The sequence below is a fragment of the Cupriavidus pauculus genome (assembly GCF_008693385.1).
Lineage (GTDB): Bacteria > Pseudomonadota > Gammaproteobacteria > Burkholderiales > Burkholderiaceae > Cupriavidus > Cupriavidus pauculus_D.
Genome location: NZ_CP044065.1, coordinates 3,416,721 through 3,441,009, shown reverse-complemented (window position 1 = coordinate 3,441,009; position 24,289 = coordinate 3,416,721). Strand labels below are relative to the sequence as shown.

Genomic DNA, 24,289 nt, shown 5'->3' with positions numbered 1-24,289 from the left:
CCATGCAACTTCGCTCCTACACCCCGGCCGACGAAGCGGCCGTGATTGCCCTCTGGCACGCCTGCGGCCTCACGCGGCCATGGAACGATCCGAAGCGCGATATCGCGCGCAAGCTCACCGAGCAGCCCGAGCTGTTTCTCGTCGGCGAGGACGACGGCCGCGTCGTGGCCACCGCGATGATCGGATACGACGGTCATCGCGGCTGGGTGTACTACGTGGCGGTGGAACCCGCATTGCAGGGACGCGGGTACGGGCGCATGCTGATGGCGCGCGCCGAGGCGCTGCTGCTGGAACGCGGCTGCCCCAAGATCAACCTGCTCGTGCGCAAGGGCAACGACGCCGTCATGGCGTTCTACGAGAAGCTCGGCTACGGCGCCGATGCCGCCGTGAGTCTCGGCAAGCGCCTGATTCCGGACAACTGAGTCCGGCCGCCACCCACGAAGCCACCCACGAAGGGAGCCACCATGTTCCGCATTGCCGGCCTCGATCACCTCGTGCTGCGCACCGCAGATGTCCCGCGCCTCGTGCGCTTCTACGTGGAAGCGCTCGGCTGCCATGTGGAACGCGAGCAGGTGGCTCTCGGCCTCACGCAGCTTCGCGCGGGCAGTGCGCTGATCGACGTGATTTCGCTCGACGGCACGCTCGGCCGGATGGGCGGCGCCGGCCCGGGCCGCGAGGGACGCAATCTCGATCATTTCTGCGTGCGTATCGAGCCGTTCGATCCCAAGGCCATCTACGAGCATTTTCGTATTCATGGCGTGGATGCCGGGCCCGTGGAACAGCGATATGGTGCCGAGGGACTGGGGCCGTCGATCTATCTGCACGATCCGGACGGCAATATGGTCGAGCTCAAGGGGCCACCGGATCTTGCTGACGATGTGCCATGACATGTGGCTGCGATGCGACGCCATGGTCACGCGCGGCCACCGCCGGCACCACCCCCGATACAATGGGCCGACCCCCATCTCCGTGACCTGCGCGCAGCCGCGGGCGCGCCATGACTCAGTCCGCTCCCTCTCCGCAGAACGCGTATAGCCGGCCTTTACCCTCCCCCCGGACGCTCGTCTGGACCCTCGGCCTGACCGAAGTCATCAGCTGGGGCACGCTCTACTTCTCCTTCACCGTACTCATCGATCCGATGCAGGCCGCGCTCGGCTTCAGCAAGCCGTTCCTCGCGGGCGGCTTCTCGCTTGGGCTGCTGGTCTGGGCGCTGTGCTCGTTCGCGGTGGGCCGATTGCTCGATCGCGTGCCCGCGCATCGCGTGATGTGCGGCGGCTCGGTGCTCGCGGGCATCGGCCTGCTGCTCTGGGCGTGGAGCCCGTCGGAGACGATGTTCCTGCTGATGTGGATCCCGCTCGGCGTGGCCATGGCCTCCACGCTGTACGAACCCGCGTTCGTGGTGCTGCGGCAGGCGTTCGGCGACGGGTATCAGAAGCCGATCGTGCACGTGACGCTGATGGCCGGGCTGGCGAGTACCGTGTTTATTCCGCTCGCCCAATGGCTCGTGCTCCATGTGGGCTGGCGGCCCACGCTGATCGGCTTTGCGGCGATGAACCTGCTGGTCTGCGCGCCGATGCATGCGCGGCTGCTGCGCTATACGATCCATCCGACCTACCACGCGGTGCAACCGGCCACGCCGCTCGAGGGCGCCGCGACGGGCGCCAATGCGGGCATCGCGCGCGGCACGCTGCGCGAGCCCGTGTTCTGGGCCGTGGTGATCGCGTTCACCGCTACCGCGGTCATCGCCTCGCTGCTGGGCGCGCACCTGATTCCGATGCTCAACGAGAAAGGCCTGCCGCTGGCCGAGCAGTTGATCGTGGCCGCGCTGATCGGTCCCGCGCAGGTCGCGGGCCGGCTCGTGATGACGCAGTTGCCGGTCCGGCAGCCCATCCGGCTCTCGCTGCCGACCTATACGGTGCTCGGCATCGGCCTGGCCTGCCTCGCGGTCGGCAAGGGCGGCTGGCTCATGCTGGCCGCCGTGCTCTATGGCTGCGCCAACGGCGTCAATACGATGCTGCGCGCGATGGCGATGCCCGAGCTGATCTCGCGCCATCACTACGCCACGCTCAATGGCCTGATGATGACGCCGGTGCTGCTCGCGCAGGCCGTGGCGCCATGGCTTGGCGCGTTGATGTGGCGCGCGGCGGACGGATACTGGCTCATGCTCTGGACGATGGTGCTGCTGGCCTTCGCGGGCCTCGGCGCGTTCGTCTTTGCGTTGCGGCGGCGGGGCCTGCTGCACGCGACAGCCACGGCATTGTGAGACCATGCGGCTTGTCTTTCGCATGGCCTCCGATGTCCGATTCCACTACCGTACCGACTGATTCCGTCTCCCGCGCCACGCGCGGCACCATGGCCCTGTTCTTCGTCAACGGCGCGACCTTCGCGACGTGGGGCGTTCATATTCCGACCATCAAGGCCCGCTTCGAACTGTCCGACGCGATGCTGTCGTTCGCGATGCTCGCGGTCGCGGGTGGCGCCATTGTCGCAATGGGGCCGGTCGGCCGCTGGGTTGCCCGCGTCGGCAGCGCGCGCGCCTCGATGCTCAGCGGGCTCGCCTACGCCCTGGCGACCGTCGCCATCCTGGCCATGCCCACGTTCGTCCTGCTGCTGCCCGCGCTGCTGCTGTTCGGCATGTGCAATGCAGCCTTCGACGTCGGCATGAACGCGCAGGCGGCCACGGTAGAAGCGAGCCGCACGCGGCCCGTGATGTCGGCGCTGCACGGCATGTTCAGCCTCGGCGGCATGGCCGGGGCCTCGTTCGGCGGACTGATGCTGTCGCTGGGCGTCGCGCCGCTCGCGCACGCGGCGATGACGGCCGCGCTGACGGCCACCGTGGCCGTGGTCACGCTGCCCGGCCTGCTCGCCGATCATCCGGTCATGCCGTCCGCGGCCCATCATCGCGAGCATGCGACGCGCGCGCTCTGGCTGCTCGGGCTGATGGCCTTCCTCGGCCTGATCGGCGAGGGCGCGATGTACGACTGGACCAGCGTGTACATGCGCGACGTCGCGGCGTCGCCGCCCGACTGGGTCAGCTTCGGCTATGCGGCGTTCTCGGGCGGCATGGCCTGCGGGCGCTTCGGCGGCGACTGGCTGCGCGCGCGGCTCGGCGACGGCCCTACGCTCACGGCCAGCGCGTGGACGGGCTTTGCCGGCATCGTGCTGGCCCTGCTGCTGCCCATACCCATCGCAGCGCTGGGCGGCTTCTGCCTGATGGGGCTCGGCGCCGCGAACATGGTGCCGATCTTCTTCGTGGCCGCCTCGCGGCTGCCCGGCGTGGCGCCGGCCGAGGCCATCGCGCGCGTGGCGCGCTTCGCGTACGTCGGCCTGCTGCTCGGGCCTGTGCTGATCGGCGGCGCGGCGCACCTGACGAACCTGCGCATCGGCCTCGCGCTGGTGGCGCTGACCATGGGCTGGATCGCACTGTTCGGCGCGCGCGCCGCGCGGCGTTACCTGACCGCGGCGCCCTCGGCCAGCGGCGCCTGAGCGCCGGCACCGATGCCCTCGAACACGAAGGTGTCCATCGCCAGCACGCCGTAGGTGACGTCGTCGGCCACGCGGTCGACATGGGCACTGCCGTCGGCATCGTCCGGCGCCGGACCCAGCGCCGCACCGAGCGCCACGTAGAACGGCAGCAGATGCTCGTCGGTCGGGTGCGCGCGGCGCGCATAGGGCGCCTGCTCGCGATAGTCGGCAATACGGCTGGTGTCGCCGGTGGCGAGCGCCTCGTCGAGGGCGGACCGCATCCAGCCGCGGAACGCGTCCACATAGGGGGCCACGTCGGTGCCGTGCTGCACGGGCCGGCCGTTGCCGAACACTTCCTGCAGGTTATGCGTGAAGCTGCCCGACGCCATGATCAGGTAACCCTCCTCGCGCAGCGGCGCCAGCGCGCGGCCGATCTCGATCTGGCGCGAGGGCGGCAGGTACGGGTTCAGCGCCAGCTGGATCACGGGCACGTCGGCATCGGGGAAGAAATACCGCAGCGGCATCCACGCGCCGTGGTCGAGCGGCCGGTCGTTGTCCTCGGCCACGTAGCTGATGCCCGGCACCTTTGCGCTTTCCAGCGCCTGCTTGACGCGGGCGGCCAGCGCGGGGGAGCCCGGCGCGTCGTAGCGCAGCGCGTAGAGTTCGCGCGGGAAGCCGCCGAAGTCGTGCCACGCCTCCTGGCGCTCGCGCGTACTGACGGCCAGCGTGCTGTAGATCCAGTGCGCGGAGATGACTACGATGCCCTTGGGCGCGAGCGCGCGCAGGCGCTCGCCGAGCGCGTCGAACGCGGTGCCCGTCGGACCCGGGTCGATCGCCAGCATGGGGGAACCGTGCGAAACATAAATGGCGGGAAGCATGTTGCACCCTTCAAAAGCTTTCTTCGATGTATTCAGTGTGGCCAATATGGATGGCCGTGGAGGGAGTCAAATGCGAAGGGGTCGTGCAAAAAAACTGAAGATCGGCGCGCCGTCGCGGCGCCCGGAAAGCGTGGGTGAACGCACACACACGAATGGCCAACACGGCACTGGAACGGCCGGACTCAAGGGTTTAGGCCTATGATGCAGACAGGGCGGCAACTCCTGTACAAGTACCGCCCGGCAACGCCCGGACAGCCTGTCCGCGCGCCTCGCAACCGCGTTTTCTACCCCTTCACGACCGTGGCCAAGCGCACGCCCCATGACCCGACCCTCCCCCACGCGCTGTGGTGGCAGGCGGGCGTCTATGGCAGCGTACCCGCGGTGCTGCTCTGGATCGTCGCGCGTCTGCCCGCGGAAATCCTGAACATGCTGTTCGGCAATGCCGCGACGGCCGCCGCCCTGTTCAACCACGCGGGCGACACCGTATTCGTGACCGGATGGCTGGCCAGCGCCGTGTGGCTGTGGTTCACGCGGCGGCGCCCGCACGGGCGCCCGCGCACCCAGCCGGACCATTCCGGCGCCGCGGACGCCGCGCACAAACCCCACCCGCCGGGCTGACCTCTCTCTGGATGTTGTAAGGAATCGCTTAAGATGGCGTCGGGCCGTGCCCCATATCGGCGCATCGCCCGCACAACGATTCCCAAAACATCCATGCAAGCCACTGCCACGCAACATTCCCTTCCTTCCGCCGCCAAACGACGACGAACCATCCTCGCCGCGACCATCGGCAACGGTCTCGAATGGTTCGACTTCACGGTCTACAGCTTCTTCGCGGTCATCATCTCGCGGCTGTTCTTCCCTACCGGCGATGACATCACGTCGTTCCTGCTGACGGTGGCGACCTTCGGCGTCGGCTTCGTCATGCGCCCCGTCGGCGCGATCGTGCTCGGTGTCTACGCCGATCGCGTGGGCCGCAAGGCGGCACTGACGCTGACCATCCTGCTGATGGCGCTGGGCACAGCCATCATCGGCTTCGCGCCGACCTACGCCTCCATCGGCCCGTGGGCGCCCGCGCTGATCGTGCTGGCCCGCCTGATCCAGGGCTTCTCGGCCGGCGGCGAAGTCGGCGGCGCCACGGCGTTCCTGATCGAACACGCGCCCGACAGCGAGCGCGGGGCCTATGCGAGCTGGCAGCAGGCCAGCCAGGGCATCTCGTTCATGCTCGGTGCCGCGATGGGTGCGCTGGTCATCAACGGACTGGAACCGGCACAGGTGGATGCCTGGGGCTGGCGCATTCCGTTCCTGTTCGGCCTGCTGATCGCGCCGGTCGGCATGTATATCCGCTCGCAACTGGAAGAGCCGCCCGAGTTCGAGGCGCGCCAGGCCGAGCGTGCGGCCTCCAAGGTCAAGTTCTCGCCGCTGTCGCAGGTGCTGCGCGAGCATCCGCGTGAAGTGGTCGCGGGCCTGGGCGTGACCGTGCTGTGGACCGTCTGCACGTACGTGCTGGTGTTCTACATGCCGTCGTACGCCAAGCAGCAGCTCGGTCTGCCGCTGGGCGCGACGTTCGAATCGACGGCCATCTGCGGCGCGATCATCCTCGTGCTGTGCCCGCTCATGGGCATGCTGTCGGACCGCGTGGGCCGCAAGCGCATGCTCGGCACCGTGGCGCTCCTGATCGGCGTGCTCGCGTACCCGCTGTTCCACTGGCTCAACGTGTCACCGACCACGAGCACGCTGCTGCAGGTGCAGATCGTGCTCGGCATCCTGCTTGCCGCCTTCACGGGTCCGGCACCGGCCGTGCTGGCCGAGCAGTTCCCGACCGACGTGCGTTCCACGGGCCTGTCGCTCGCATACAACTTCGCGGTCACGATCTTCGGCGGCTTCTCGCCGCTGATCGTCACGTGGCTGATCCAGTCGAGCGGCGACAAGCATGCACCCGCCTACTACGCGATTGCCGCGGCGGCGCTGAGCTTCGTCGCGCTGCTGTTCATGCACGATCGTACCGGCAAGCCGATTGCCTGATTGGCTGTTTCCGGCCCTCTGATCGGGGGCTGGGCGCGCCTGCAACGGGTCGCGCTTCCCGTCGGGAAGATTGGGTATATTCCGTTGGCGATATCCCCATCCTTCCCGCGGACTTCTCTCATGACCCAATCCCCGAACGCAGAGCGCGAGCGGTGCAGCTGGTGCGGCACCATCGAGGACTACTGCCACTATCACGACAACGAATGGGGCTTTCCGGTAGACGACGACCGGCGCCTGTTCGAGAAGATCTGCCTGGAGGGCTTTCAGTCCGGCCTGAGCTGGCTGACGATCCTCCGCAAGCGCGAGGCCTTCCGCAAGGCATTCGCCAATTTCGATATCCGCAAGGTCGCGCGCTTCGACGAGCGCGACGTCGAGCGCCTGCTCGGCGATGCCGGCATCGTGCGGCATCGCGGCAAGATCGAGGCCGCCATCAACAATGCCCAGCGCGCGCTGGAGCTGCTGGAGACCGAACCTTCCCTCGCCGCGTACTTCTGGCGCTATGAGCCCAAGCCCGCGACCCGCCCGAAGAAGATCACGCGCGAGACGCTGGCCGCGATGACCACGTCGCCCGAATCCATCGCGCTGTCCAAGGACCTCAAGAAGCGTGGCTGGAAGTTTGTCGGGCCGACGACCATGTATGCGCTGATGCAGGCCATGGGACTCGTCAACGATCACGTGGAAGGCTGCACGACGCGCGCGGAAGCGTTGCGCGCGCGCAAGGCATTCCAGGTGCCCCGCTAGGGCGTCCGCGGCCGCTCAGGCGGCCGGCGGCGTCGGATCCGCGTCTGGCGACATCTCTCCGCCCCATGGCGCGGACCACAGGATCCGTCGCAGCATCCACGCGCCCACGATGCCGGCCGCGGCGAACACCGCGCAGACCCATACGGGCGGCCATGCCGCCGCGGCGCCGGATACCTGGCTGCCGAGATTGGCCCAGATCATCACGGCGGTATTGAGTCCGGCGTGGAGCAGGATGCCGGGCCAGAGCGACTGCGTGCGCCGATAGAGCGCGGCGGCAAACAGTCCCATCAGGAATGCGATAACGAACTGGTAGACGTTGAGGTGAGCGAAGCCGAACACGAACGCCGAGTAGACGATCGCATCGGCTGGCGGATAGCGCTTGAGCATGCCGCGCAGCAGAATGCCGCGGAAGAACATTTCCTCGACCATCGGCGCGATGGCACAGACCAGCACCCAGCTGCCGATACCGCTCGTGAGGCCGTGTTCGAGCCAGTTCGACTCTTCCGCGGACATCGGCAGCACCTGCATCAGGACCCAGTTGACCGCCGCATCGAGCAAAACGATCATCGGCACCATCATCAGGATCGGCAGCGCCAGCAGGCCCACGGTGGCGCCTACGCTCGCCCGGCTCGGGTGCAACAGCTGTCGGTACGTCATCTGGCTGGCATGCAGCATCCACGAGAACACGCCGCCATAGCAGATCACGCGAATCACGCCGCCGGCGGCGATCGGCTGGATGCCATGACGCTGCAGCGTGGGCCGCAGCAGGATCGTCAGCAGGACTTCCGCGAACCAGGCGACGAACGTCAGCGCGAATCCCCATTGCAGGGAGATCGGACGGAGGCCGTCCGGCGAGGAAGGACGATCCGGTGTGTTCTTGTCATGCATGGGTGACCGGCCCGAGCGGGATCTGCGGAAGGATCGGCCATTCTAGGCGCGCGACTTGCCAGACGCGAGGCTTACGGCACTTTTGAGGAAGGATGCGTGCATTCCTGCAACAGCCCCTGTAAGCCTTCCTGCATTGCCGCTGTGGAAATCTTTCGTTTCCTGCAACGGCACGCGTATACGTTTACTGCATTGTTTACGTATACGAAGATAGTAGTAGTAGTTAACACAGGCCTCGCGCCGTGGATAACCGCAACTTTCCCTTTTGGCTCAGTGAGTTGCCGCGCTCACAACCGTCTGGGCAACGCTGTGCGTATACGCTGGGTCATCCACAGGGCCTTTTGCGTATACGTCGAAAGCCGCGAGTTATTCGTATACGCTCCACAGCGCATCCCATGGCGAACCCCCAGCGTGGCCACAGGGTTTTCCCGAGTTTTTCCACAGGATCCGATCGATGGACGCGACGACGTTGCTGCTTTACACGATGGCCGTTTCGGCGGTGATCGCCACACCGGGGCCGACCGTGCTGCTGGCCCTCAACAACGGCGCGACGCGCGGCATGCGCGTGGCCGCCTGCGGCATGGCGGGCGCCGTGCTGGCGGATCTGATCCTGATCGGGACCGTGGGCTGCGGGCTGGGCGCGCTGCTGCTGGCGTCCGAACGCCTGTTCGAGGCCATCAAGTGGATCGGCGCGGTGTATCTGCTCTATCTGGCGTGGGTCATCTGGCGTTCGCCCACGCATGCGCTCGTGGCGGAGCGCGACGACGCCTCGGCCAGCGGCCGGGCCGCGTTCCTGCGTGCGCTGTTCGTGGCGCTGTCCAACCCCAAGGCGCTGCTGTTCGTCTCGGCCTTCCTGCCGCAGTTCGTACACGCGGACGGGCCGATCGCGCTGCAATACACGGTGCTGGCACTGATCAGCGCGACGATCAACCTGATCGTGATGACGATCTACGCGCTGGGCGGCCGCCATGCGGTGCGCACGTTCTCGGCGCGGACGCTCAAATGGATCAACCGCAGCTGCGCGGGGATGCTCGCGTTCCTGGCGGTGGGCCTGAGCCTCTACCGGCGGGCCGATCTGCGGTAACCGGAGCGGCTTAACGCCGGACCGGATCGACGTGCGTCATGACATTGAGCACGTCGTCGCGCCGCATTGCGCGTTCGCGCGCGTCCACGGCGATCGCGTGGCCCTGCTCGACGGTCAGGTCGGCGGCAATCTCCAGATGGACATCGACGAGAATCAGGTCGCCCATCTTCCGCGTCTTGAGATCATGCAGGCCCAGCACCCCGGGCGTCTCGAGCATCGTCTGCCGCAGGGCCGCCACCGTATCTTCGTCGGCCGCGCGGTCCATCAGGTCGCTGAGCGCATCCCATCCGAACTGCAGGCCCATGCGCGCCACCATCAGGCCGACCACGATGGCGGCCACGGGATCGAGCACGTGATAGCCGAGCAGGTTGCCACCAATGCCGAGCGCGACCACGAGCGATGACGCCGCGTCCGAGCGCGCGTGCCACGCGTTGGCCACGAGCATGCTCGAGCGCACGCGTTCGGCCACGCGCAGCATGTAGCGGAACAGCAGTTCCTTGGCGATCAGCGCGCCAATGGCCACCCACAATGCGACGAGCTTGACGGGCTGGACCTGCTCCGGATGCTCGATCTTCTGGACCGCCGTCCATAGCATGCCGATGCCGACGGCCAGCAGCAGCGCGCCCAGCGCCAGCGACGCCGCGGTCTCGAACCGCTGGTGGCCGTAGGGGTGATCGAGGTCGGCGTCCTTGCGGCTGTGATGGCCCGCGACCAGCACCACGAAATCCGAGACGAGGTCCGACAGCGAATGCGCGGCATCGGCGATCAGCGCCTGCGAGCCCGCGACGACGCCGATGGCCGCCTGCACGATGGTGAGCGCGATATTCACGAACACGCTGACCAGCGTGCTGCGGCGTGCGGCGAGGTGGCGGACTTCCAGCGCCTCGTCGGTGACGGGCGGGTTGGCTTCGGCGGGACTGAAGGTCATGGATGGCAAATCGAAGGATGTCCGCGATCGGCGAGGACAGACGCGGCTAGCATGCCACGCGCGGCGGCATTTGTGCGCCGTGGGCGTTATTCCACCGTCCCGTGATGGATACACATTGTGTATCCACTGTGCTACGCTCCGTTGCCATGTCGCTCAAAGATTCCGGAATGCGTATCAGGGTCGAGAAAGACCTGCGCGATGCGTTCGTGCAGGCCTGCCGTGCCCATAACCGCGCCGCCGCCGATGTGCTGCGGGACTACATGCGCGCGTTCACCGAAAGACAGCAGCAGGGTCAGGCAGACCTGTTTCCGCCCGGCGATCGAGACAAGACATGATGCTGCGGACCGAACAGGATCTGGTCTCCGTGTGCCACGCACTCATCGGAGACGACAGCGGCTTGTCCGCGGCCGAGCGCCGGCTCGTGAAAGGCGTCGAGGCTGTGGATAACAAGGCCGTGCAGGCATTGCGCAGGCAGATTGCGCGCGGGGCCGATCCGCTCGGCGAGGCGTTTGCGTCGATCCGTTCCGCGGACGACCGGCGCGCGGCCGGCGCGGTCTACACGCCGCAGCCGATCGTGGACGCGATGATGGCGTGGCTGGCCACGCAGGGTACTCCCGTGCGCATCGTCGATCCGGGTGCCGGGTCCGGGCGCTTTATCCTCGCAGCCGGCCAGATGTTTCCCGGCGCCGAGCTCGTCGCGGTGGAGATGGATCCGCTCGCCGCGCTGATGCTGCGCGCGAATGCCGCCGCGCATGGCTGGGCCGGACGCGTCAGCGTGCTGGTCAAGGACTATCGCAAGGTCAAGCTGCCGCGCGTGGACGGCATGACCGCGTTTATCGGCAATCCGCCCTACGTGCGCCATCACGATATCGGCGAGGCGTGGAAGGCCTGGTATGCCGAGCGCTTTGCCTCGCTCGGGATCAAGGCCAGTGCGCTGGCCGGGCTCCATCTGCATTTTTTCCTGCAGACGCGGCTGCTCGCGCACGAGGGCGATGTCGGCGCGTTCATCACGTCGGCCGAATGGATGGACGTGAACTACGGGTCCGCGCTGCGCAAGCTGCTGATCGATGAGCTTGGCGGCACCGCGTTGCATGTGCTGGCGCCGACGATCGAGGCGTTTCCGGGTACGGCCACGACGGCCGCGATCACGTGTTTCCGTGTGGGCGAGCATGCCGAGCCCGTCACCGTGCATGCGGTCGAGGCCTTGCCGGAACTGGGGCGGCTCGCGGGCGGCACCGAGATCGCGCGGGCGACGCTGCAGTCCGCGCACAAGTGGTCGATCATCGTGCGGCCGCCGGCGGCGCCGCAGGCGGGCGAGATCGAGCTGGGCGAACTGTTTCGCGTGCATCGCGGGCAGGTGACCGGGGCCAACGGTATCTGGATCGCGGGCGATCATGCGCACGATCTGCCCGCGCGGGTCAAGTTTCCGTCCGTGACCAAGGCGATGGATCTGATTCAGGCGGGCGCGCATCTGCGGACGGCGGGCGCGCTGCGCAGCGTGATCGATCTGCCCGCGGAACTCGATGGCTTTACGCGCGAGGAGCGCAAGCGCATCGACGCGTTCCTGTCGTGGGCGCGCAGGCAAGGCGCGCACGAGGGGTATATCGCGACGCATCGCAAGGCGTGGTGGTCGGTCGGGCTCAAGGCGCCGGCGCCGATCCTCTGTACCTATATGGCGCGACGCCCGCCGCAGTTCACGGTCAATACCTGCGACGCGCGGCATATCAATATCGCGCACGGGCTGTATCCGCGCGAGGTGCTTGCGCCCGAGGTCATGCATGCGCTGGCGGCATGGCTCAATGGGAATATCGATACCGGGAGCGGTCGCACCTATGCGGGCGGGCTGACCAAGTTCGAGCCGAAGGAGATCGAGCGGCTGCGGATTCCGACGCTGGAGCGGCTGCTCGGATGACCGTCCTGCCGCGCCACTGGACCCATGAGGAGCTCGCCGGCGACGCGGCCATCGCTGCTGCGCAGTTTCGTGCCGAGCGACTGGAAATCTCCGACGCATGGGATGTGAAATACCGCGAGGCGCGTGACAAGTTCGACCAGCTGTTCCGCACGCTGGGCGACCTGACGCCGGCCGGCATTACCGACGCGAGCCTGGCGGCCGCGTATGGGCAGGGCCTTGGCGAAGCGCTGCGCTACCTCGCCGGACCACCGATCTCGGATGACGACCTGCGCGTGATCGCCGACGTTGACTCGAGCGCGCCGGGCGTATTGCGCAGGGATGCCGCCGCATTGCGGAAGGTCTTCGGCGTGATCGAACGCGTGATCGACCCGCATCGCTTCCCGTGGTTCGCCGCGGGCACGGCGCCCACGGCCGCCGAGCGCGAAGCCGCCCTGCTCGCCTCCGCGGCACTGCTGGCCGCCCAGCGCATCGCGACCGAGCGGCGCAACGATGGCAAGGATACGCAGGAGACGATGGTCAAGGACTACCTGCGCGGGCTCGGCTTCCACGAGGTGGCGGCGGTTCCCATCAACACGCTGGTACGCGGCCCGCAGGCGATGGAATTCTGCGCGGAATGCCCGCTCGGCGAACGCAAGGCGGACGTCGTCGTGCGGCTGCACGACACCCGGCTGATGGCCATCGAATGCAAGGTGTCGAACAGCGCCACCAACAGCGTCAAACGCCTGAACAACGACGCGGCCGTCAAGGCCGAGCACTGGATCAAGCAATTCGGCACGATCCAGGTCGTACCCGCCGCTGCGCTGGCGGGGGTGTTCAAGGTGCTGAACCTGCGGCAGGCACAGGAGCGCGGCCTATCGCTGTTCTGGTCGCACGGACTGGAACGGCTCGGGGCGTTTATCGACAGCGCGCGGTAAGTGCGCTGCTGCGGCGATTGAAATCGCTCTTCGCTTAATTTGCTGCGGTGTTTCTTGATTTCCACAGGGGTGGCGGCTGCGACTTGCGATGTAACAAGTCGACACACCAGTGCGGGTTCTCGTCGCGCCAGGATGCCTCAAACGACCTGGCGTGCCGTGTGACGGCCGCCATGTGAGGATGTCGGCTCGCCCTTATTCTGGAGAAGACCATGCCGAGGCGAATGAAAGTGATACGCAGCAAGAAGCTCGAGAACGTCCTTCGCGATCCGAAGGCGGCGGAGCAATTGCGCGCCTTTCTGGCATCCGCATCCGCTGGCGGCGAAAGCCAGGTCAGGATCGAAACGCGCGATGCGCACGGCAAGCCTGTCTGCTATTGGCCCAGGCTCCTTCGGGTGATCGGCTGCGGCGCATGAGATGAATATTGCGTTTCCGGCCGTACTTCTCTTTCTCCTGGTTCTTCCTGGCTTTGTCTTCCGGCTGTTCGCCCACAGACGGGAAGTCAGAACGTTTGACCACACCCCGTTCAATGCGATTGCCCTGCAAGCGCTGCTATGCGCCGCCTGCGCGAACCTGGTTGTGGCTGGGTTACAGGATCGATATCGGGGACGCTGTCCGACTTCTTGTCGGCGGCGCCAGCGCGCTCAAGGATGTCGCGAGCGGCCTCGCCTGGCTCAGACGGCACGGTGGTGGCGGCAGTCGTCGAGTTCAAGGCAGAAGGCTCCTACCTGTATCAGGGCATGATGCTCGACTACGAAGTCAATGAGGCCGGCGATCTGGATCGGCTCCTGCTGGTGCAAACCCAGCGCCGCAAGCTCACATTCGATCGGGCTTACGACGCGGCAATGAATCAGCACGAAGAAGACACGAACCGCTTCTATCTGATCGCCGGGGACGTTTTTGTTCTGCGCTATGACGAGATCAGGACGCTGAACGTTACGTACCTGTCCTTGGGATCTTCCGGCGTATAAAGCAAAACAACGCACTGCAAAGCAAAACAACGCACTACATCGCGAGACGTAGTGCGTTGTTCTACAAGGAAATTTCTGGTGGACCGAAGGAGGATCGAACTCCCGACCTCTGCATTGCGAACGCAGCGCTCTCCCAGCTGAGCTATCGGCCCGTAGCGGATGATTCTAGCGCAAAACCTTTTGCGCTTTCAATCGTGCCGTTGCAGGCGCACGACCATGGGTCTTCAGGTGGGCGCGATGCCCGCGTTGCCGTCCATGCCGACTACCCTCGGGACGTTCAGCGGGCGGGCCGTGACTTCCTTCTGGGTGCGTAGCCACTGGGCCATGACGTCCCAGATCGGCTTGCCGCCGGTCTGGCGGGCTTCTTCGGCGACGGGGGCCCAGCCGGCCACCTTGTAGGTTTTGCCCGCTTCCAGCGGTTTGCCGTGAAGGCGCATGTCCGTGATGCGGTGGCCGATCGTCTGGTTGGGGTCGATCGTGTACTGCAGGCCGCCCACGCGGACCATGTCGCCGCCCTGCTGGTAGTACGGGTCCGGATTGAACAGGTTGTCCGCCACGTCCTCGAGCACGGTCTTGATCGTCTCGCCCGTCATCGGGGTCACGGTCGTGTAGGGGTACGTGATGGCGGTCTGGTCCATCAGCGCTTCCATCGTGATGGCCTCGCCTGGCAGCAGCGTGGTGCCCCAGCGGAAGCCTGGCGAGAACGCGATTTCGGCGTTCTGGACCGCCATCAGGCCGTCCAGGATCAGCTGGTCGAACGTGCCGTTGAAGTTGCCGCGGCGGTACAGCAGGCCGCGGTTCACGGCCAGTACCTCGTTCAGCTGCTTCTCGTATGGCGCCCGCACGCGGGTGATCAGCCGGTTCATTTCCGTATCGGCCGGCAGGTAGTTCGCGAACACCGGCAGCAGCTTGTAGCGGAAGTCCGTCACGCGGCCGTCGCGCACGTCGAAGTCGAGTACGCCGAGGAACTTGCCGTTGGAGCCCGCGTTGGTTACCAGCGTCGTGCCGCCCGCATTCCGCACCGGCACGGGCGCGGGCACGCCGTCGTGCGTATGGCCGCCGAGAATCGCGTCGAGGCCGCGCACGCGCGAGGCGAGCTTCAGGTCGACGTCCATCCCGTTGTGCGACAGCAGCACCACGACCTTCGCGCCCTTGCCGCGCGCCTCGTCGATGACCTGCTGCAGATTCTCTTCCTGGATGCCGAACGTCCAGTCGGGCACGAAGTAGCGCGGATTGGCGATCGGCGTATAGGGAAATGCCTGGCCGATGATGGCCACCGGCACGCCGTTCATCTCGCGCATCGTGTACGCATCGAACACGGGGTCGCCGAAGTCGTTCGTCTTGATGTTCTGCGCGAGGAACGCCACGCGTCCCTTGAAATCCTTCTCCACGACCTCGCGCACGCGCTCGGCGCCGAGCGTCATTTCCCAGTGCGCGGTCATGATATCGACGCCGAGCAGCAGCGCCGCATCGATCATGTCCTGACCCTTGGTCCACAACGCAGTGGCGGAGCCCTGCCACGTGTCGCCGCCATCGAGCAGCAGCGCACCCGGCCGGCCCGCGCGCATGCGCCTGACCAGCGTGGACAGGTGCGCAAACCCGCCGACCTTGCCGTAGCGCCGCGCGGCATCCGTGAAATTCAGGGATGTGAAGGCATGCGCGGCGGCACTGCCCGGCGCGATGCCGTAGGTGCGCAGGAACGCGTCGCCCACCAGATGCGGGGGCTTGCCGGCCCACTCTCCCACGCCGAGATTGACGTTGGGTTCGCGAAAATGGATCGGTCGCAGCTGCGCGTGGCAATCGGTGTAGTGCAGCAGATGCACATTGCCGAAGCGCGGCACGTCGTAGAGGTTATCCACAGCGCTCGCGGCCAGCGCCTCGCTCGTGGGGAACGCCATGCCGCCAGCCCCCGCGACGGCCAGTATCTGGAGGAATTCGCGCCGATTCATGCGTCTTTCGCCTACTTCGCGTAACGGGCCAGCGCAGCCACGTCGTCGTCGAGCATTTCGCCGAGCTCCTTCTGGACGACGCGGCCGCGCGCGTCCAGCACATAGAGTTCGGGCAGGCCCTTGCGCGGACCCAGCGCCTTGCGCAGATCGGGCGAGTCCATCGTGGCCGGGAACGTGTAGCCGCGCTGCTTCAGGTACTCGGCGGCGACTTTCGGTTCCTTGTCGATGCTGATGGTCAGCACCTGAAGCGGATGCCCCGCCTTGCGCGTGCTGTCGTAGAGCGCCTGCAAGCGCGGGTTCTGCAGCGCGCAGAACGGGCACCACGACGCCCACACCTCGATCACGAGCGGCTTGCCGGCCCACTGCGAGGGCGGCACCGTGCGGCCGTCGAGCAGCTGCACGGGCGGCAGCGCGATGACGTCGCCCACCTCGGCGGCCGTGGCGCCGGTCACGCCGGCGGCGGACAGGACCCCGGCCGCGAGGGCGAGCAGGAACCGCCGGCGCGCGCCCATCGTGCTTACTGGTTGACCGGCGAGGCCGGGTCCAGCAGCAGTGCCATCACGTCGCGGATCTGCTGCTCGGTGAGGATGCCCTTGTGCCCGAAGCGCGGCATGTTGGAACACGCGCTGAACGCGTTCGAGTCCCAGATCTTGCCCCACGTGTACTTGATGACCGCTTCCGAGTTGCCGCGCAGCTTGCCGTACTGATACAGCGACGGCCCGATATTGCCGAACGAGATCTCGGCCTTGGTGAGCTGGTGGCACGCGTAGCAGTTGGCGCCGTTGGTGCCGCCGACCGGATCGGAGAACTGCATGCCGCGGCCGTTCTGCGCGATCTGCTCGCCCGCCTTCCAGTCACCGAGGTACTTGCCGTCCGTTGGGTACTTCACCTGCTTGATCTCGGCCGCCTCGATCTTCTTGGCCACGGCTTCGGGCACGCTCGTGCGGTCCGGATACTGGCTGCACGCCTGCTGCGTGGCGTCCTGCTGGAGCACGCCTTCGAGCGTGGCCGGGCCCTTCGAGTGGAACGACAGCGCGATGAGTTTCTTCAGGTCGCCCTCGCCCACGTCCGCGACGGGCGCGGTGGTTTTGGCCGAAGCTTTGGCGGCGGTTTTCGCGGCCGGCTTGCTGTCCTGTGCAAACGCCGGCGTTGCGATCGCCGCAGTCGCCACGGCGCTCGTCAGCATCCATGCATGGATTCGATTCATATTGGCTCTCCCGCTCAGCGCTTCAGGTTCGGACCGTCGTAGGTGCCGCCGTTCGCGTTTTTCGCGAGGAACATCGTCAGGGCGGTGATCACGTCGGAACCGTAGTCGGGTTCGGGAAAGCGCTGCTGGCGCAGGCAGTCGTACAGGCGGTGCTGCATCGTGCGTACCTCGCCCTGTGAGACGCGATAGGCGGGCCACGTCGTGTAGGCCGCCTGCGCGCCGCTGGCGTGCAGCAGGTTCGGCAGATCCTGCAGCCGGATGCGCTGGCCATCCACCGCATGGCAGGTGGCGCAGGCAAAGTCGTACGCGCCGCCGCGGTAGAAGAAGATCTTCTGGCCGAGCGCGTAGACCTTCTTCTCTTCAGGCGTGCTCAGCTGGACGTTGATCTTCACGCCGCGCGATTCGCCGGCGATGAACGAGACCAGCCGTTCGATATCGGAGGATTTTCCGGGCGAGGAGAACGGATTCGCCGTGGCCTGCGCGCGCGTCAGACCCTGCAGCGTCACGCGGCACCAGGCCAGGCGCTGCTCGAGGTCCATGACCTTGCCCGCGTCCTTGAAGTAACGCGGCAGTTCGGCGTAGGCGCCCTTGGTCACGCCCGGACCCTTGCCCAGATCGCACTGTTCGAGCGAGACGTTCTTCGGGCCGGCCGGTTTTTTCCACAGCTCCTCGCCAGCGGCTTCCCACAGTTCGGCGGGATTGCCTTCGGCCAGCATCTGGCGGTACTTGGCCAGCTCTTCGGCGGTGCTGCCCTGCGCCTGGACGGGCAGTGCCGCGACCATGGCGGCGGCCGCAGCGGCGGTGGCGGCAATGGCCAGCAGCGCCGCACCGGGGCGGCGTCGATGGTTCTGCATGGGGACCTTCTCCTCGCGATGCGGTGGCTCCCGCATCGTTCGCGTTATGGAGGGATTCGGGCGTACGGGCCGTGACAGCGTTACGGCTTGATGTACGCGTACCCTTCGTTGAACTGCAGGTTGGCAACTTCCACCACGCCCGCGGGGACGACCTTGGCCTCGAGCAGCAGGCTCGACGGCGAAATGCGGCGCGCGGCCAGCGTGTTGCCGCAGGCGCGGAATTCCACGCCATCAGCGGCCAGCGCGGCCACCGGCGCGTCGAACGCATTGCCGCGCGCATCCTTGGCGCCTTCCAGCAGGAAGTCGATGCCGTAACCGAAGGCCACCACCACGATCTTCGTGCCCGGCGCGCCGTTCAGATGGTTACGCAGGTTGCTCATCATGCGGACGGCCTGATCGAGCCCTTCCGACATCTGGTAGACGACCTTGACCTTGTTGCCGCCCTTGCCCTGCGCGGCCGGACTGGCCTGCGCCATGGCCTTCGCGGACAGACCCACCGCGGCGAGTGCCGCCGTGGCCTTGAAGAATGCTCGCCGCATGCTGCGTTCCTTCGTATATGCGTGTTCGAGGCGTCGCCGGATCAGGCGATGGTCGCTTCGTCGGTGCGCTTGTCGCCGCGGTTGTCGACCCAGGTCACCGTGACCTTGTCGCCCTTGTTGCCGCCCTTGAACTTGAAGTTCAGGAACGGGTCCTTGGACACCGCCGTGCCGAACTGCGCGTTGAAGACTTCCTTGCCATTGCATTGCGCGACGACGGTCTGGATATGCCAGGCCGGAACGGTCTTGCCGCTCGCATCCTTGCGCTGGCCGGTTTCCATGTCGTGCTTCATCAGAATCTTGACGTCCACGACGCCACCGTTCTCGGTGGCGCGGACGCGCATCGGATCTGCCATGTTCTCTCTCTCCTGATGAATGCCTCAGCCGCCGCAGCCGCCGAGCGTGACCTTGATTTCCTTCTGGGCCACGTACCACTTGCCCCCCGCCTTGACTGCGGCGTACACGACCGAGGTCTGGCCCATCTTCACGCGCGTGGAGACGAACGGCTCGGTGCCGGCCGGGATCTTGAAGTCCGCCGCCAGCGTGTAGGGGTTCTTTTCCACCAGGATCGCGATCTGTTCGGTATCGGGAATGCTGCTCGTTACCGCCACGGGCACCACGGCACCGTTCTCGGCGATATCGGGTGCGGTGAAGGTGATCGAACCGGATTTCTCGGTACCGTTGCCGCCGAGCGCCTTGATCACGTCGGCCACGCTCTTGCCGTCAAAAGCGTTCTTGTTCCACTCCGCGGCCTGCGCTTCGCTGATCAGGCCGGTGGCGGCCATCAGCGACAGCACGGCGGTGACCCGCAGGACGTCTCGTCGTTTCTGATTCATGTCGTCTTTTGTCTGCTACCCGTTTCGACTGCTATAGGTTTTGCTGCACTGCCTGACTGCCAGCGGCGGCCGCCGTGTCGTGCCGGAGGCCGCCGCCGTTGTTGCGTTGCGATCTGGCTTACTTGGCCGGCGCGCCCGCGAGGACCCACTCGACCACGGTCTTGATGTCGGCATCGCTGACACCCGCGTTCGCGGGCATCGGCACCGGACCCCAGACGCCCGCGCCGCCGTTCTTGACCTTCGCGGTCAGCTTGGCCAGCGCGCCCTTGTCACCCTTGTACTTGGCGGCGACGTCCTTGAACGACGGACCCACCAGCTTCTTGTCGACCTGATGGCAACCCATACAGGCGTTCTTGCTGGCGATGTCCTGTGCCTTGGCGGCATCGACGGCGTGCGCCGACGCGGCAGCCGCCAGCATCAGCGTTGCGATTACGAACTGCTTCATTTGTTGTTGGCTCCAAACTCGTAAGCCGTGGGGACGGCAAAAGGCGCCGCGTGCGACGCGTGTTGGCCACCCGCATCGTATCGGTGATCAGGATGGGGGGCGGTGCCCGATGTTCCCCGGGCATAAGCGGCCAGTCCGCTATTTTGCCTCAAGAATCCAATGCCCTACGGACGCCGCGGTGATATCGATATGCCTGCGGCAAGGGGTCGCGGCGCCGATTTAAGGGTTAACCCTCGCATTGCGGGTTCACGAGGGTCGATCCAGCCTGCGCGCCGGCACCAGCCGGCCGCCGAACACGCTGAGCAGCAGCCCGGCCATGACCACCATCGCGCCGATCCACTGCGCGGCCGCGAGGTCCTCGCCGAGCAGCAGGTGGGCGGAAATCAGTCCGACCGGCGGCACCAGCAGCGTGAGCGGCGCGACCTTGCTGGCCGGGTAACGGTTCAGCAGGCGGCCCCAGATCGTGTAGCAGAAGAGCGTCGCGGCGAACGCCAGATAGCAGACCGCGAAGACGGCCATGCCCGACAGGTGCGTCAGGCTGTCGGCGACGCGCGCGGGCCCCTCCAGCGCCAGGGACAGCAGCAGGAACGGCACGACGGGCACCAGCGCGCCCCATACGACCAGTCCGAGCAGATCGACGGGGCCGATGGTCTTGCTGACGATATTGCCCGTGGCCCAGCAGGCCGCGCCACACAGCGTGAGCACGAAGCCGGCGAGCGTCATGCCCTGCGCGCCGCCGCCCGTCTGTCCGGACATGCCGGTGCCGATGAGCGCGAGGCCCGCGGCCGCGACGATCATGCCCGCCAGATGGTGCCAGCGCACGGGTTCGCGCAGATACAGGGCCGCGAAGGCGACCGTGAAAAACACCTGCGATTGCATCACCAGGGAGGCCACGCCCGCGGGCATGCCCACCGTCATCGCATAGAACAGGAACGCGAACTGGCCCAGGCTGATGAACGCGCCGTAGGCCACGAGCTTCGGCCAGGGCACGCGCGGGCGCGGCACGAACAGCACGGCGGGAAACGCGACGAGCAGGAATCGCAGCGCGCCCAGCAGCATGGGCGGCATGCCGTTGAGGCCCATCCGGATGACGACGAAGTTGAGGCCCCAGACGACGATGATGCCGAGGGCGAGAAGGCGGTCTTTGGCCAGCATGAAAATAGGGGCGGGGGTTAGCCCAGCATGTCCGTCCAGATGCCCTGCGCCCAGGCCTGCGCATAGCGGCCTTCGAGATCGCTCGGCGCCGGCGACAGACCGCCCGAGCCGGGCACCGTCACCATGGTCTTCTGCGCGGGGTCGTAGCGGTGCACGCTTGCGATGTGGACGGCCTCGCTGGCCGACGTGAAGCTGTAGCAGGTGTTGTTGTAGAGCGGCGCGGGATTGGGCGCCTGCCCCGCCAGCAGTGCGACGATGGCGCCCGCGGCCACCTTGCCGTGCTGGTTGGCCATATGGCCCGACTTCGGCATCAGCGGCGCGATCTGGATGGCGTCGCCGATCACGTGGATATCGGGCGCCGCGCGCGACGCCATCGTCAGGAAGTCCACCTCGCACCAGCGGCCATTGGCCGTGGCCAGCCCCGTGGCGACCGCGATCGCCCCCGCGCGCTGCGGCGGCAGGAGGTTGATCACGTCGGCGCGCTCGTCGTCCTGTACGTCGAACTTGAGCGTGCGCGTGGCCGGATCGACATCGACGGTCTCGTACTGCGGCCGGTACTCGATCATGCCGGCATAGCGCGTCTGCCAGACCTGCCGGAACAGCGCGCCCTTGGACGTGATGTCCGGATTCGCGTCGAGGATCAGCACCTTGCTGCGCGGCTTGTTGCGCTTGAGATAGTCGGCTACGAGGCTTGCGCGCTCGTATGGCCCGGGCGGGCAGCGGTACGGCGCCAGCGGCACCGTGATCGCGAACGTGCCGCCGTCGCGCATGGCCGCCAGTTGCCTGGCGAGTGCCTCGGTCTGCGGGCCGGCCTTCCACGCATGCAGGATCTGGTCGCCGCCGGGACGGCTCAGGCCCGCGATGGCGCCGGTCTGCATCTCCACGCCCGGCGACAACACCAGCCGGTCATAGGGCAGCGTATCGCCGCCGGCCAGCCGCACGGTACGGCGCGACGGATCGATGGCGGTGACGGTGTCGCGCACGATGCGCACGCCGAAGCGGCTCGCGAGCGTGTCGTACGAGCGCGTGATGTCGGCCATGGTGCGCTGGCCGGTCACGACCAGATTGGACAGCGGGCACGATACGAACGCCGCGTCCGGCTCCACGAGCGTGACCTCGATCGCGTTGCCGCTCCAGGCGCGCAGATAGCGCGCGGCCGTGGCGCCGCCATAGCCGCCGCCGACCACCACCACCTTCGCGGGGGCGGCCGCGCGGGCCTGGCGCGGGGTCAGCATGCCGAGACCCGTACTCATGACAGCGGCGCCGGAGAGCGCGCCGAGGAACGAACGTCGTTGCATGGCGTTATCTCCGCGTCTGCGCCGGATCGCTGAACCAGGCCGCGATCGCGACGATCTCGGCATCGCTGTAGCCCCGCGCGAGCTGCGGCATGACCGTGCCCGCGCGCTGCCCGTTCTTGAACGCGAGCATCTGTTCGATCATCTGCGCCTGCGGCTTGCCGGCCAGCCCCGGGATGGGACTGCCCGCCGGTGCGTGGCCGTCGGGGCCATGGCATGCCGCGCAGCTGGCGGCCTGCTGGCGTGCCTGCAAGGCGCGCTCGGCCTGCACGCCGACGGTCGTGCGGCTATCGGGGACGGCGGGCTGGGCCTGTGCCGAGCCCGGCAGGACGCCGAGCGCGGCGCAGGCCAACGCGCCGAGCGCGCCGGCCAGCCGGAGGGCGACCCGGGCGCGGCGGCCGGCGCCGGATCGCGCATCGGATCGCGCGCCGGGCTGTGCGGCGGCTCGTGCGTCCACCTGCGCGTCCACCCGTGCGTCCACCCGTGCGGCCATCAGGCTGTTCCCCGGCGCGCGCATCGGTCAGGGCAGGTTGCGGCCCGCCGGCACCGTGACGGGCGAACCCACCGGCGTGCTGACGGTGCCATCGCCCGCGGTCGGCACGGGCGTATTGGCGGGCGCGCCCGACGTGACCGGCGCGTTCGGCGCGGTGCCCGGCACGGACTGCACCGGGGCCGGCGTGCCGACCGGCGTGTCGCCGGTATTGCCGTTGCCGCCCGCCGCCGCCTGGTCGAGTCGCGCGCGCTCGGCGTCGCTCACGTAGTCGAAGGCCTTCACCACCTTGACCACGCCGCTCGCATTGCGCGCGATATCGGTCGCCTTGTCGCCTTCGGCCGTGGTGACCACGCCCATCAGGTACACGACGCCCTTGTCGGTGGTGACCTTGATCGAGTTCGCGGGCACGCCGTCGGCCGTCGCCAGCAGCGTCTTGACCTTGCTGGTCAGGTACGCGTCGTTGCTCGTGGTCATAAAGCCCGGCGACGACGTGATCTGCAGTTCGTTGATGACCTCGCGCGCGTTCGGCAGGCTGCGCACGTACTGCTCGATCTGCTGCTTGACCTGTTCGTTGCTGGCTTCGCCGGTCAGCAGGACCTTGCGGTTGAAGACCGTGACGCTCACGCTGGCCTGGCCGCCGCTGTAGCGGGAGCTCAGCGTGTTCTCGATCTCGAGTTGCAGGCCGCGGTCGATCGCCTGCGTGCCCGTGGGGCGGCGGTCGGCGGCCAGCAGCACGCCGCCCGCCATCGCGCCGGCGAGCACCGGGAAGCAGCCGGCCAGTTGCGTCGCGGAAACCAGCAGTGCGGCCACGGTGACGGCAGTGCGCGCGGCACGGGCGGTGCGCGCGCGGCGCGTGGACGAAGCGGGAATGGGGGGGTTCGGGAGAAGCACGTTCTTCATGCGGTCCTTGGCTCGGGGCAATAACGGTGAAGTTGATGCTGCATTGTGGGTATCCGGTGGATAACCGCTCCTTTTCCAGTCGATAACCGGGTGAATAACCGGTCGATATCCGGTGGATAAGGGGTGAACAACCAGCTGAAAAGAGCGTCGGGCTGTGGATATCGCTGTGCACAACCCGGGATAACTTTGCCGGTCCATGCCGGCGCGAAGACTTTTTCGCGGCCTCAGGCCTCGCCCAGCAGCGCGTCGTCGATACCGTCGCACAGGCAGTGCAACGTCAGCCGGTGCACCTCCTGCACGCGCGCGGTCCGGTCGCTGGGCACGCAGAGGTGGATATCGAACTCCTCCAGCATGGTACCGATCTGCCCACCGCCGCGGCCCGTGAGCGCGATCACGGTCATTTCGCGATGGCGCGCCGCCTCGATCGCGGCGACGACGTTGGCCGAATTTCCCGAGGTGGAAAGCGCGAGCAGCACGTCGCCGGGCTGGCCGAGCGCTTCCACCTGCTTCGAGAACACGACCGAAAAATCGTAATCGTTGCCGATGGCGGTCAGGATGGAACTGTCCGTCGTCAGCGCGATGGCCGCGAGGCCGGGACGCTCGCGCTCGAAACGGCCAATCAGCTCCGCCGCGAAATGCTGCGCGTCGGCGGCCGAACCGCCGTTACCGCACGCGAGAATCTTGTTGCCGCTCGTCAGCGCGGCCACGGCGCGCTCTACCGCCGCGTCGATCTGGGGCGCCATCGTCGCCGCGGCCTGCCGCACGACGTCGGCGCTGTCCAGGAAATACTGCTGGATACTGTCGATGCTCATGGCTCTGTGG

29 protein-coding genes and 1 tRNA gene are annotated in these 24,289 nt (G+C 67.1%); 13 read left to right on the top strand and 17 right to left on the bottom strand.

Annotated elements, in window-relative coordinates; genetic code table 11:
* The first annotated feature begins 2 nt into the window (after positions 1-2).
* From FOB72_RS15760 to FOB72_RS15745, 4 genes are all read left to right on the top strand, one after another.
* Positions 3-422 carry a GNAT family acetyltransferase gene (locus FOB72_RS15760; protein ID WP_150373472.1) on the top strand — a complete coding sequence of 140 codons (420 nt, stop codon included), beginning with the start codon at positions 3-5 and terminating at the stop codon, positions 420-422.
* A gap of 42 nt (positions 423-464) precedes the next feature.
* A complete protein-coding gene (locus FOB72_RS15755) occupies positions 465-887 on the top strand; it encodes a VOC family protein (protein ID WP_150373471.1) in 423 nt (140 codons plus the stop codon).
* Between the two features lie 110 nt (positions 888-997).
* Positions 998-2,263, top strand: coding sequence for an MFS transporter (locus tag FOB72_RS15750; protein ID WP_150373470.1), 1,266 nt, complete (start codon positions 998-1,000; stop codon positions 2,261-2,263).
* 32 nt (positions 2,264-2,295) lie between these two features.
* Positions 2,296-3,486 (top strand): MFS transporter, encoded by a 1,191-nt coding sequence (locus tag FOB72_RS15745; RefSeq protein WP_223851362.1) that lies wholly within the window; start codon positions 2,296-2,298, stop codon positions 3,484-3,486.
* Here the strand turns inward: FOB72_RS15745 and FOB72_RS15740 are convergent.
* Positions 3,450-4,343 (bottom strand): DODA-type extradiol aromatic ring-opening family dioxygenase, encoded by an 894-nt coding sequence (locus FOB72_RS15740; protein ID WP_150373469.1) that lies wholly within the window; start codon positions 4,341-4,343, stop codon positions 3,450-3,452. The two genes, FOB72_RS15745 and FOB72_RS15740, sit on opposite strands and share 37 nt — an antisense overlap.
* Positions 4,344-4,541: 198 nt before the next feature.
* Here FOB72_RS15740 and FOB72_RS32570 point away from each other — a divergent pair, with 198 nt between their 5' ends.
* The 3 genes from FOB72_RS32570 to FOB72_RS15725 all read left to right on the top strand — a co-directional run bounded on the left by FOB72_RS32570 (position 4,542) and on the right by FOB72_RS15725 (position 7,106).
* Positions 4,542-4,961, top strand: a complete 420-nt coding sequence (locus FOB72_RS32570) for a hypothetical protein (RefSeq protein ID WP_223851361.1) — start codon at positions 4,542-4,544, stop codon at positions 4,959-4,961.
* Between the two features lie 93 nt (positions 4,962-5,054).
* On the top strand, positions 5,055-6,365 hold the full coding sequence (locus FOB72_RS15730; RefSeq protein ID WP_150373468.1) for an MFS transporter: 1,311 nt from the start codon (positions 5,055-5,057) through the stop codon (positions 6,363-6,365).
* A 120-nt stretch (positions 6,366-6,485) separates the two neighbouring features.
* Entirely contained in the window at positions 6,486-7,106 is a 621-nt protein-coding gene (locus tag FOB72_RS15725) for a DNA-3-methyladenine glycosylase I (protein WP_150373467.1), read from the top strand.
* A 15-nt stretch (positions 7,107-7,121) separates the two neighbouring features.
* Here the strand turns inward: FOB72_RS15725 and FOB72_RS15720 are convergent, their stop codons facing one another.
* Positions 7,122-7,994 carry a CPBP family intramembrane glutamic endopeptidase gene (locus FOB72_RS15720; RefSeq protein ID WP_150373466.1) on the bottom strand — a complete coding sequence of 291 codons (873 nt, stop codon included), beginning with the start codon at positions 7,992-7,994 and terminating at the stop codon, positions 7,122-7,124.
* 451 nt (positions 7,995-8,445) lie between these two features.
* On the opposite strand from FOB72_RS15720, the gene FOB72_RS15715 reads away from it, so the two are divergent.
* Positions 8,446-9,075 carry a LysE family translocator gene (locus FOB72_RS15715; protein ID WP_150373465.1) on the top strand — a complete coding sequence of 210 codons (630 nt, stop codon included), beginning with the start codon at positions 8,446-8,448 and terminating at the stop codon, positions 9,073-9,075.
* A 10-nt stretch (positions 9,076-9,085) separates the two neighbouring features.
* On the opposite strand, the gene FOB72_RS15710 is transcribed toward FOB72_RS15715, so the two are convergent.
* Complete coding sequence (locus tag FOB72_RS15710; protein WP_150373464.1) at positions 9,086-10,003, bottom strand: cation diffusion facilitator family transporter; 918 nt, start codon at positions 10,001-10,003, stop codon at positions 9,086-9,088.
* A 167-nt stretch (positions 10,004-10,170) separates the two neighbouring features.
* On the opposite strand from FOB72_RS15710, the gene FOB72_RS15705 reads away from it, so the two are divergent.
* The 5 genes from FOB72_RS15705 (at position 10,171) to FOB72_RS15685 (ending at position 13,797) form a co-directional block, all read left to right on the top strand.
* On the top strand, positions 10,171-10,338 hold the full coding sequence (locus tag FOB72_RS15705; protein ID WP_223851360.1) for a plasmid-related protein: 168 nt from the start codon (positions 10,171-10,173) through the stop codon (positions 10,336-10,338).
* Positions 10,335-11,915, top strand: coding sequence for an Eco57I restriction-modification methylase domain-containing protein (locus FOB72_RS15700; RefSeq protein WP_150373462.1), 1,581 nt, complete (start codon positions 10,335-10,337; stop codon positions 11,913-11,915). The genes FOB72_RS15705 and FOB72_RS15700 overlap by 4 nt, the downstream gene beginning before the upstream one ends.
* The gene (locus FOB72_RS15695; RefSeq protein ID WP_150373461.1) at positions 11,912-12,829 is read left to right on the top strand and encodes a XamI family restriction endonuclease; all 918 of its coding nucleotides are present in this window, start codon (positions 11,912-11,914) and stop codon (positions 12,827-12,829) included. Before FOB72_RS15700 ends, FOB72_RS15695 begins: the two co-directional genes overlap by 4 nt.
* Before the next feature lie 221 nt (positions 12,830-13,050).
* Complete coding sequence (locus FOB72_RS15690) at positions 13,051-13,242, top strand: hypothetical protein (RefSeq protein WP_150373460.1); 192 nt, start codon at positions 13,051-13,053, stop codon at positions 13,240-13,242.
* A 138-nt stretch (positions 13,243-13,380) separates the two neighbouring features.
* Positions 13,381-13,797, top strand: a complete 417-nt coding sequence (locus tag FOB72_RS15685) for a hypothetical protein (protein WP_150373459.1) — start codon at positions 13,381-13,383, stop codon at positions 13,795-13,797.
* Between the two features lie 76 nt (positions 13,798-13,873).
* Here the strand turns inward: FOB72_RS15685 and FOB72_RS15680 are convergent.
* From FOB72_RS15680 to FOB72_RS15615, 14 genes are all read right to left on the bottom strand, one after another.
* Positions 13,874-13,949 (bottom strand) — tRNA-Ala (locus FOB72_RS15680).
* 72 nt (positions 13,950-14,021) lie between these two features.
* On the bottom strand, positions 14,022-15,746 hold the full coding sequence (gene soxB, locus FOB72_RS15675) for a thiosulfohydrolase SoxB (protein ID WP_150373458.1): 1,725 nt from the start codon (positions 15,744-15,746) through the stop codon (positions 14,022-14,024).
* A gap of 11 nt (positions 15,747-15,757) precedes the next feature.
* On the bottom strand, positions 15,758-16,258 hold the full coding sequence (locus tag FOB72_RS15670; protein WP_150373457.1) for a TlpA family protein disulfide reductase: 501 nt from the start codon (positions 16,256-16,258) through the stop codon (positions 15,758-15,760).
* Between the two features lie 5 nt (positions 16,259-16,263).
* The gene (gene soxX, locus FOB72_RS15665) at positions 16,264-16,953 is read right to left on the bottom strand and encodes a sulfur oxidation c-type cytochrome SoxX (RefSeq protein ID WP_150373456.1); all 690 of its coding nucleotides are present in this window, start codon (positions 16,951-16,953) and stop codon (positions 16,264-16,266) included.
* Positions 16,954-16,967: 14 nt separating this feature from the next.
* Positions 16,968-17,807: a sulfur oxidation c-type cytochrome SoxA gene (gene soxA, locus FOB72_RS15660; protein WP_150373455.1), complete on the bottom strand. Its 840-nt coding sequence runs from the start codon at positions 17,805-17,807 to the stop codon at positions 16,968-16,970.
* 80 nt (positions 17,808-17,887) lie between these two features.
* Positions 17,888-18,346 carry a DsrE family protein gene (locus tag FOB72_RS15655; RefSeq protein WP_150373454.1) on the bottom strand — a complete coding sequence of 153 codons (459 nt, stop codon included), beginning with the start codon at positions 18,344-18,346 and terminating at the stop codon, positions 17,888-17,890.
* A gap of 41 nt (positions 18,347-18,387) precedes the next feature.
* On the bottom strand, positions 18,388-18,699 hold the full coding sequence (gene soxZ, locus FOB72_RS15650; RefSeq protein ID WP_109585284.1) for a thiosulfate oxidation carrier complex protein SoxZ: 312 nt from the start codon (positions 18,697-18,699) through the stop codon (positions 18,388-18,390).
* Between the two features lie 24 nt (positions 18,700-18,723).
* Complete coding sequence (gene soxY / locus FOB72_RS15645; protein WP_150373453.1) at positions 18,724-19,179, bottom strand: thiosulfate oxidation carrier protein SoxY; 456 nt, start codon at positions 19,177-19,179, stop codon at positions 18,724-18,726.
* Positions 19,180-19,297: 118 nt separating this feature from the next.
* On the bottom strand, positions 19,298-19,624 hold the full coding sequence (locus tag FOB72_RS15640) for a c-type cytochrome (RefSeq protein WP_109585286.1): 327 nt from the start codon (positions 19,622-19,624) through the stop codon (positions 19,298-19,300).
* A 246-nt stretch (positions 19,625-19,870) separates the two neighbouring features.
* Positions 19,871-20,779, bottom strand: coding sequence for an EamA family transporter (locus FOB72_RS15635; protein WP_150373452.1), 909 nt, complete (start codon positions 20,777-20,779; stop codon positions 19,871-19,873).
* Between the two features lie 17 nt (positions 20,780-20,796).
* The gene (locus tag FOB72_RS15630; RefSeq protein WP_150373451.1) at positions 20,797-22,077 is read right to left on the bottom strand and encodes an NAD(P)/FAD-dependent oxidoreductase; all 1,281 of its coding nucleotides are present in this window, start codon (positions 22,075-22,077) and stop codon (positions 20,797-20,799) included.
* Positions 22,078-22,081: 4 nt separating this feature from the next.
* Entirely contained in the window at positions 22,082-22,567 is a 486-nt protein-coding gene (locus FOB72_RS15625; RefSeq protein ID WP_150373450.1) for a c-type cytochrome, read from the bottom strand.
* Positions 22,568-22,594: 27 nt separating this feature from the next.
* Positions 22,595-23,467, bottom strand: coding sequence for a BON domain-containing protein (locus tag FOB72_RS15620; RefSeq protein WP_150373449.1), 873 nt, complete (start codon positions 23,465-23,467; stop codon positions 22,595-22,597).
* A gap of 224 nt (positions 23,468-23,691) precedes the next feature.
* Positions 23,692-24,279: a phosphoheptose isomerase gene (locus tag FOB72_RS15615; RefSeq protein WP_150373448.1), complete on the bottom strand. Its 588-nt coding sequence runs from the start codon at positions 24,277-24,279 to the stop codon at positions 23,692-23,694.
* Positions 24,280-24,289: the final 10 nt, after the last annotated feature.

Bases quoted from the DNA above. Each gene is read 5' to 3' on its own strand.
- FOB72_RS15705 (WP_223851360.1), top strand. From the start codon at position 10,171: ATGCGTATCAGGGTCGAGAAAGACCTGCGCGATGCGTTCGTGCAGGCC.
- soxZ (WP_109585284.1), bottom strand. From the start codon at position 18,699: ATGGCAGATCCGATGCGCGTCCGCGCCACCGAGAACGGTGGCGTCGTG.
- soxY (WP_150373453.1), bottom strand. From the start codon at position 19,179: ATGAATCAGAAACGACGAGACGTCCTGCGGGTCACCGCCGTGCTGTCG.
- FOB72_RS15715 (WP_150373465.1), top strand. From the start codon at position 8,446: ATGGACGCGACGACGTTGCTGCTTTACACGATGGCCGTTTCGGCGGTG.
- FOB72_RS15640 (WP_109585286.1), bottom strand. From the start codon at position 19,624: ATGAAGCAGTTCGTAATCGCAACGCTGATGCTGGCGGCTGCCGCGTCG.
- FOB72_RS15700 (WP_150373462.1), top strand. From the start codon at position 10,335: ATGATGCTGCGGACCGAACAGGATCTGGTCTCCGTGTGCCACGCACTC.
- FOB72_RS15760 (WP_150373472.1), top strand. From the start codon at position 3: ATGCAACTTCGCTCCTACACCCCGGCCGACGAAGCGGCCGTGATTGCC.
- soxB (WP_150373458.1), bottom strand. From the start codon at position 15,746: ATGAATCGGCGCGAATTCCTCCAGATACTGGCCGTCGCGGGGGCTGGC.
- FOB72_RS15615 (WP_150373448.1), bottom strand. From the start codon at position 24,279: ATGAGCATCGACAGTATCCAGCAGTATTTCCTGGACAGCGCCGACGTC.
- FOB72_RS15625 (WP_150373450.1), bottom strand. From the start codon at position 22,567: ATGGCCGCACGGGTGGACGCACGGGTGGACGCGCAGGTGGACGCACGA.
- FOB72_RS15630 (WP_150373451.1), bottom strand. From the start codon at position 22,077: ATGCAACGACGTTCGTTCCTCGGCGCGCTCTCCGGCGCCGCTGTCATG.
- FOB72_RS15750 (WP_150373470.1), top strand. From the start codon at position 998: ATGACTCAGTCCGCTCCCTCTCCGCAGAACGCGTATAGCCGGCCTTTA.
- FOB72_RS15670 (WP_150373457.1), bottom strand. From the start codon at position 16,258: ATGGGCGCGCGCCGGCGGTTCCTGCTCGCCCTCGCGGCCGGGGTCCTG.
- FOB72_RS15725 (WP_150373467.1), top strand. From the start codon at position 6,486: ATGACCCAATCCCCGAACGCAGAGCGCGAGCGGTGCAGCTGGTGCGGC.
- soxX (WP_150373456.1), bottom strand. From the start codon at position 16,953: ATGAATCGAATCCATGCATGGATGCTGACGAGCGCCGTGGCGACTGCG.
- FOB72_RS15740 (WP_150373469.1), bottom strand. From the start codon at position 4,343: ATGCTTCCCGCCATTTATGTTTCGCACGGTTCCCCCATGCTGGCGATC.
- FOB72_RS15720 (WP_150373466.1), bottom strand. From the start codon at position 7,994: ATGCATGACAAGAACACACCGGATCGTCCTTCCTCGCCGGACGGCCTC.
- FOB72_RS15690 (WP_150373460.1), top strand. From the start codon at position 13,051: ATGAAAGTGATACGCAGCAAGAAGCTCGAGAACGTCCTTCGCGATCCG.
- FOB72_RS15685 (WP_150373459.1), top strand. From the start codon at position 13,381: ATGCGCCGCCTGCGCGAACCTGGTTGTGGCTGGGTTACAGGATCGATA.
- FOB72_RS32570 (WP_223851361.1), top strand. From the start codon at position 4,542: ATGATGCAGACAGGGCGGCAACTCCTGTACAAGTACCGCCCGGCAACG.
- FOB72_RS15730 (WP_150373468.1), top strand. From the start codon at position 5,055: ATGCAAGCCACTGCCACGCAACATTCCCTTCCTTCCGCCGCCAAACGA.
- FOB72_RS15635 (WP_150373452.1), bottom strand. From the start codon at position 20,779: ATGCTGGCCAAAGACCGCCTTCTCGCCCTCGGCATCATCGTCGTCTGG.
- FOB72_RS15620 (WP_150373449.1), bottom strand. From the start codon at position 23,467: ATGAAGAACGTGCTTCTCCCGAACCCCCCCATTCCCGCTTCGTCCACG.
- FOB72_RS15745 (WP_223851362.1), top strand. From the start codon at position 2,296: ATGTCCGATTCCACTACCGTACCGACTGATTCCGTCTCCCGCGCCACG.
- FOB72_RS15695 (WP_150373461.1), top strand. From the start codon at position 11,912: ATGACCGTCCTGCCGCGCCACTGGACCCATGAGGAGCTCGCCGGCGAC.
- soxA (WP_150373455.1), bottom strand. From the start codon at position 17,807: ATGCAGAACCATCGACGCCGCCCCGGTGCGGCGCTGCTGGCCATTGCC.
- FOB72_RS15655 (WP_150373454.1), bottom strand. From the start codon at position 18,346: ATGCGGCGAGCATTCTTCAAGGCCACGGCGGCACTCGCCGCGGTGGGT.
- FOB72_RS15710 (WP_150373464.1), bottom strand. From the start codon at position 10,003: ATGACCTTCAGTCCCGCCGAAGCCAACCCGCCCGTCACCGACGAGGCG.
- FOB72_RS15755 (WP_150373471.1), top strand. From the start codon at position 465: ATGTTCCGCATTGCCGGCCTCGATCACCTCGTGCTGCGCACCGCAGAT.